This is a genomic window from Streptomyces aurantiacus (assembly GCF_001418335.1).
In the GTDB taxonomy this organism is placed as follows: Bacteria; Actinomycetota; Actinomycetes; order Streptomycetales; family Streptomycetaceae; genus Streptomyces; species Streptomyces aurantiacus.
This window is the reverse complement of sequence record NZ_LIPP01000057.1, coordinates 1-4,657: the sequence shown is the minus strand read 5'-3', so window position 1 is coordinate 4,657 and position 4,657 is coordinate 1. Positions and strand designations below refer to the sequence as shown.

Here is a 4,657-nt window from a genome sequence, read left to right as displayed (position 1 = left end):
GTCACGGTCGCCCCGCCGATGACAGCGCCACCTGCCCCGCCGGCACCGCCCGCCCCGCCCGCGGCTCCCGTACGCCTGACCAAGGTCACGCTCACCAAGGAGACCCCGTCCGTCTCGCTGACCAAGCAGGGCGGCACCTCCGGTGTGATGCGGGTGAACCTCAACTGGACGGTGCGCAAGCAGTTCTCGGGTTGGCAGGCCAAACTGGGCCGGGCGGTCGCCATGCACGCGGATCTCGACCTCGACCTGTGCGCCCTCTACGAGCTCTCCGACGGAAGCAAGGGCGTCGTCCAGGCCCTGGGCAACGCCTTCGGAGCACTGCACCAGCCCCCGTTCATGCAGCTCGACGGCGACGACCGCACCGGCGCGGTGTCGAGCGGCGAGAACCTCAGCGTCAACCTCGACCACATCCGGGACTTCCGCCGCATCCTCATCTTCGTGACCATCTACGCGGGGGCCCGGTCCTTCGCCGACCTGGACGCCACGGTGACCCTCCAGCCGCTGCACGGCGCGCCCGTCGACTTCTCGCTCGGCGAGTGCACCGTGCCCTCGACGGTGTGCGCGCTCGCCCTCCTCACGAACACCGGCAACGACCTCGTCGTCCAGCGCGAGGCACGCTTCCTCGTCCCCGAGCGCGGCGTGAGCCCGCAGCGCACCGTCGACTACACCTACGGCTGGGGCATGAACTGGACCCCGGGCAGGAAGTGAGCCGGCCCGACGTGCCCGCTCACCCCTCCTCGGGCGCCGGGTCGGGGCGGGCGTAGGTGCGGCCCTTCCAGGCCGCGCCGCGCCCCCTGTAGTGCTGCACCGCGGAATCCACCGTCATGCAGAGGTACAGCAGGGCGGTGAACGGCAGCAGCGGGGCGAGCAGGAGCGGCTGCCGGTAGTAGCGGAGCATCGGCAGATACGTGGCCGTCATCAGCAGCCACGCCAGGCCCCCGGCCACCGCCACCCCGTATCGGCCCGCCGCGAGGCCCACGACGAGGGCCACCGGGGGCACCAGATACACCACGGCGAGCCCGGCCACCGTGCCGGCCAGCACCAGAGGGTTGTGCCGCAGCTGGGCGTACGCGCTGCGCGAGACCATCCGCCACAGGTCGTGCAGCCGCGGATAGGGCCGCACGCTGTCGACGTTCCCGCGGATTCCGCCATTCCGGCGGACTCCGGCATCCCCACGGACTTCGGCATCCCCGCGGACTCCGTCAGAGCGGGCAACCGTCTCGCCGCGGTCGGCGAGCCCGAGCCAGATGTGCCCGCCGGAACCCTTCACGGCCCTCGCCAGCGCCACGTCGTCGATGACGGCGTGGCGGATGGCGTCCGGAATCCTGGCCCGCTCGGCGGCGGCGGTCCGCAACAGGACGCAGCCGCCCGCCGCGGCAGCGGTCCGCGAACCCCGCACGGCGATCCACCGGAACGGATACAGCTGCGCGAAGAAGTACACGAACGCGGGCACCACGAGCCGCTCCCAGATGCTCTCCACCCGCAGCCGGGCCATCTGGGAGACGAGGTCGAAGTCCCCGGTGACGGCCGAGGCCACCAGCTTCCGCAGACTGTCCGGGGCGTGGGCGATGTCCGCGTCCGTGAGCAGCAGGTACTCGGGTCCACGCGCGCGTGCGAGGCCGATGCCGTGACGCACGGCCCAGAGCTTGCCGGTCCAGCCGGCGGGCGGCTCCCCGGGCGAGCCGACGGTCAGCGGCAGCCCGCCGTGCCGCCGCCCCAGCTCACGGGCCAGCTCGCCGGTGCCGTCCGCACTGCCGTCGTCCACGAGGAAGATCTCCGCCCGCCCCGGATACTCCTGCGCGAGGAGCGACGGCAGGCTCTCGGGCAGCACGGCGGCCTCGTCACGCGCCGGTACGACGACACACACGGACGGCCAGCTGTCCGGGTCCCGGCGAGGCGGCAGCCGGACGTCCGTACGCCAGAAGAAGCCCTGGCCGAGGAGCAGCCACAGCCAGGCGGCCAGCGATCCGGCAGCGATCCACACGAGGGCGCTCATCCGCAGCAGTCTGCCCCACCACGGTGGTTCGTTGCGGCGGATCGACTAGGGTGACCGGGTGAAGATCGCGCTCATGGACTCCGGAATCGGACTGCTCGCGGCGGCTGCCGCGGTCCGTCGACTGCGCCCCGACGCGGAGCTCGTTCTCTCCTCGGACCCCGACAGCATGCCGTGGGGCCCCCGCACGCCACAGGACGTGACCGCGCGCGCCCTCGCCGTCGCCGAGGCCGCCGCCGCGTACCGGCCCGATGCCCTGATCGTCGCCTGCAATACCGCTTCCGTGCACGCGCTGCCCGCGCTGCGCGCCCGCCTGGAGCCGGAGGTGCCCGTCATCGGCACGGTCCCGGCGATCAAGCCGGCCGCGGCGGGCGGCGGACCCGTCGCCATCTGGGCCACGCCCGCCACCACCGGCAGCCCCTACCAGCGTGGGCTCATCCGTGAGTTCGCCGACGGGGTGACCGTCACCGAAGTGCCCTGCCCCGGACTGGCGGACGCCGTCGAGCACGCCGACCAGGCGGCCGTCGACGCCGCGATCGCCGCCGCCGCCGCGCGCACCCCCGACGACGTAAGGGCCGTCGTCCTGGGCTGCACCCATTACGAACTGGTCGCCGAGCGCATCCGCGCGGCCGTGCAGCGGCCCGGTACGGCGCCCCTCGTCCTGCACGGCTCCGCCGGCGCCGTGGCCGCCCAGGCGCTGCGCCGGACCGGCGAGGTCCCTGCCCCGCAATCGCCCGGCCGAGCGCCCGACCAGGGCAGTGTCACGGTGCTGCTCGGCGGACACGAGGGAGTGCTGCCCGCGACCGCGCTCACCTACGGCGAGGGCCGACTGCTCCAGGCGGTCAGCCCCGCGCGCTGAGCGCCGCCCCAGCGGTGGAAGCCCGGCCTCCGCACGGAGCGCCAACGGCCCACAACCCGGTGCCCGCCCCGCGGAACATGAGTACGCTCATAGGCATGAGGGACCACCCCCACGGCGAACAGGGCGCTGCCGACGCCCCGCATTCCGAGGTCTGGCACGGCAGGGCCTCGAACCGCGTGCAGTGGCTGCTCGCGTGCAGCGGCGCCGCCTGCCTGGCACTTGGCATCGAACTGGCCGTCAGCTCGGCGTGGACGTCCGGCATCGCCGCCCTCGCCATGTCCGTGGTCGGCTGCATCGCGGCGGGGCTGCTGGTTCTCTTCGGCACGCTCGCCTTCGTGCATGTCGCCGTGAAGGTCGACAAGGAGTGCCTCGAAGTGCGCTGCGGCCACATGGGCGTACCGCGCCGCCGCATTCCGCTGTCGCACATCACGGGAGCCGAGTTCGCGCCGCGGGTCACCCCGCGGCAGTGGGGCGGCTGGGGCTATCGCTGGCGGCCCGACCAGGGGACCGCCGTGGTCGTCCGGCGCGGTGAGGGGCTGGTGCTCCGGCTGGGCGACGGCCACACGTTCACGATCACGGTGGACAACGCGGAGGCGGCCGTACGGGTGATCCGCGGCCGGCTGCGGGCCGCCTCCACGGGCCGGAACCGCTGACCTCGCCCCTTGGGTCCGGACCGCGGAATTCCGGGGGCGGCGCGCGGGAGCACGGTCGGCCTCATCGGTCCAGCGGGTCGCTGCGGGCCTTGCCGCCGGGGTCCTTCACGTCCACTGCCGGCTCGGCCGTCGTGGGACGTGCCGTGGCCAGGCCCGCGAGCAGGCCGGCGCCGGCCGTGACCGTGGTGAAGCTCAACGCGTTGCCGACCGCGGCGATCGAGGCCAGCGCCGTCAGGGCGGCGCCCGCGGTGAGGACGACCGGGGTGGGCCGCGGCGACCTCCACAGGGCGTACAGAACCCAGCCGAACACCGCCGCGAGCAGCACGATGCCGGGCAGGCCCTGCTCCGCGGCCTGCTGGAAGGGCGCCGAGTGGGGTTTGCCGTCGGGCGCCAGGGACTGCGTGACCGTCGGGCTCAGTTCCGAGAAGCGTCCGGGCCCGATGCCAAGACCCGGTTCCCGGGCGGTCATGTCGAGCGCGTCGTGCCACAGCAGCACCCGGTGCTGGGTGAGCTGCCCCTCCAGGGACGAGGTCAGGCCGTCCGGCAGCGTGTCCTCGGCGATCGCCCAGGCCGCTCCCGTCACCAGCGTCACGGCGAGCGCGAGACCCCCGAGCCCCACGGCACGGCGGTGCATACGGTCGGCGGCGAGCGAGCAGAGCAGCACTCCCAGGCAGGCCACGAAGCCCGACGTCGATCCCAGGACGGCCGCGGTGACCGCGATACCGGCGGCCAGCAGCCGCAGCACGAGCCGCGGACCCGGCGGCCGGGCGGCCCAGGCCGCACAGCACGCGGCTCCGGCGGAGAGGGTGAGCAGCGCGGCGGTCGCGCCGGTCCGACCGAGCGGCGAGGTCGCCTGGGCACCCGGATTGATGTGCGGGGCGGCCACGGCCAGAGCGAGTCCGGCGAGTGCGCCCGCGCTGGGGGCGGCGACCGGCAGGAGTTCGCCGCAGATCCGGCCCGAGGCGTAGCCGGCGGCCACGGCGAGCACCGCGAGCAGGACACCTTCGGGCCGGCCGCCGTGTGCCGCGGCCGTGATCAGAGACCAGGCGGCGCAGGCTCCGAGCACGACGACACCCGTCGCGTCCGACGCGCTGCGTCTCTCGTGTGCCGATGCAGGACCGGCCGCCGAAGCCATCCCCGTGGACCCCACCC

At 74.2% G+C, this 4,657-nt stretch carries 5 protein-coding genes; 3 read left to right on the top strand and 2 right to left on the bottom strand.

The window, feature by feature from the left end; all coding sequences use genetic code 11:
* Window positions 1-708, top strand: a 708-nt coding sequence (locus AOK01_RS08795) for a TerD family protein (protein ID WP_425424726.1), incomplete at its 5' end; no start/stop codon positions are given.
* Between the two features lie 19 nt (window positions 709-727).
* Here AOK01_RS08795 and AOK01_RS08790 read toward each other — a convergent pair.
* On the bottom strand, window positions 728-1,996 hold the full coding sequence (locus tag AOK01_RS08790; protein WP_055510204.1) for a glycosyltransferase: 1,269 nt from the start codon (window positions 1,994-1,996) through the stop codon (window positions 728-730).
* A 58-nt stretch (window positions 1,997-2,054) separates the two neighbouring features.
* Here AOK01_RS08790 and AOK01_RS08785 point away from each other — a divergent pair, with 58 nt between their 5' ends.
* Window positions 2,055-2,852 (top strand): glutamate racemase, encoded by a 798-nt coding sequence (locus tag AOK01_RS08785; protein WP_055510202.1) that lies wholly within the window; start codon window positions 2,055-2,057, stop codon window positions 2,850-2,852.
* Between the two features lie 95 nt (window positions 2,853-2,947).
* On the top strand, window positions 2,948-3,505 hold the full coding sequence (locus AOK01_RS08780) for a hypothetical protein (RefSeq protein ID WP_055510200.1): 558 nt from the start codon (window positions 2,948-2,950) through the stop codon (window positions 3,503-3,505).
* A gap of 61 nt (window positions 3,506-3,566) precedes the next feature.
* Here AOK01_RS08780 and AOK01_RS08775 read toward each other — a convergent pair whose 3' ends face one another.
* Complete coding sequence (locus AOK01_RS08775) at window positions 3,567-4,640, bottom strand: O-antigen ligase family protein (RefSeq protein WP_063792752.1); 1,074 nt, start codon at window positions 4,638-4,640, stop codon at window positions 3,567-3,569.
* Window positions 4,641-4,657 lie beyond the last annotated feature (17 nt).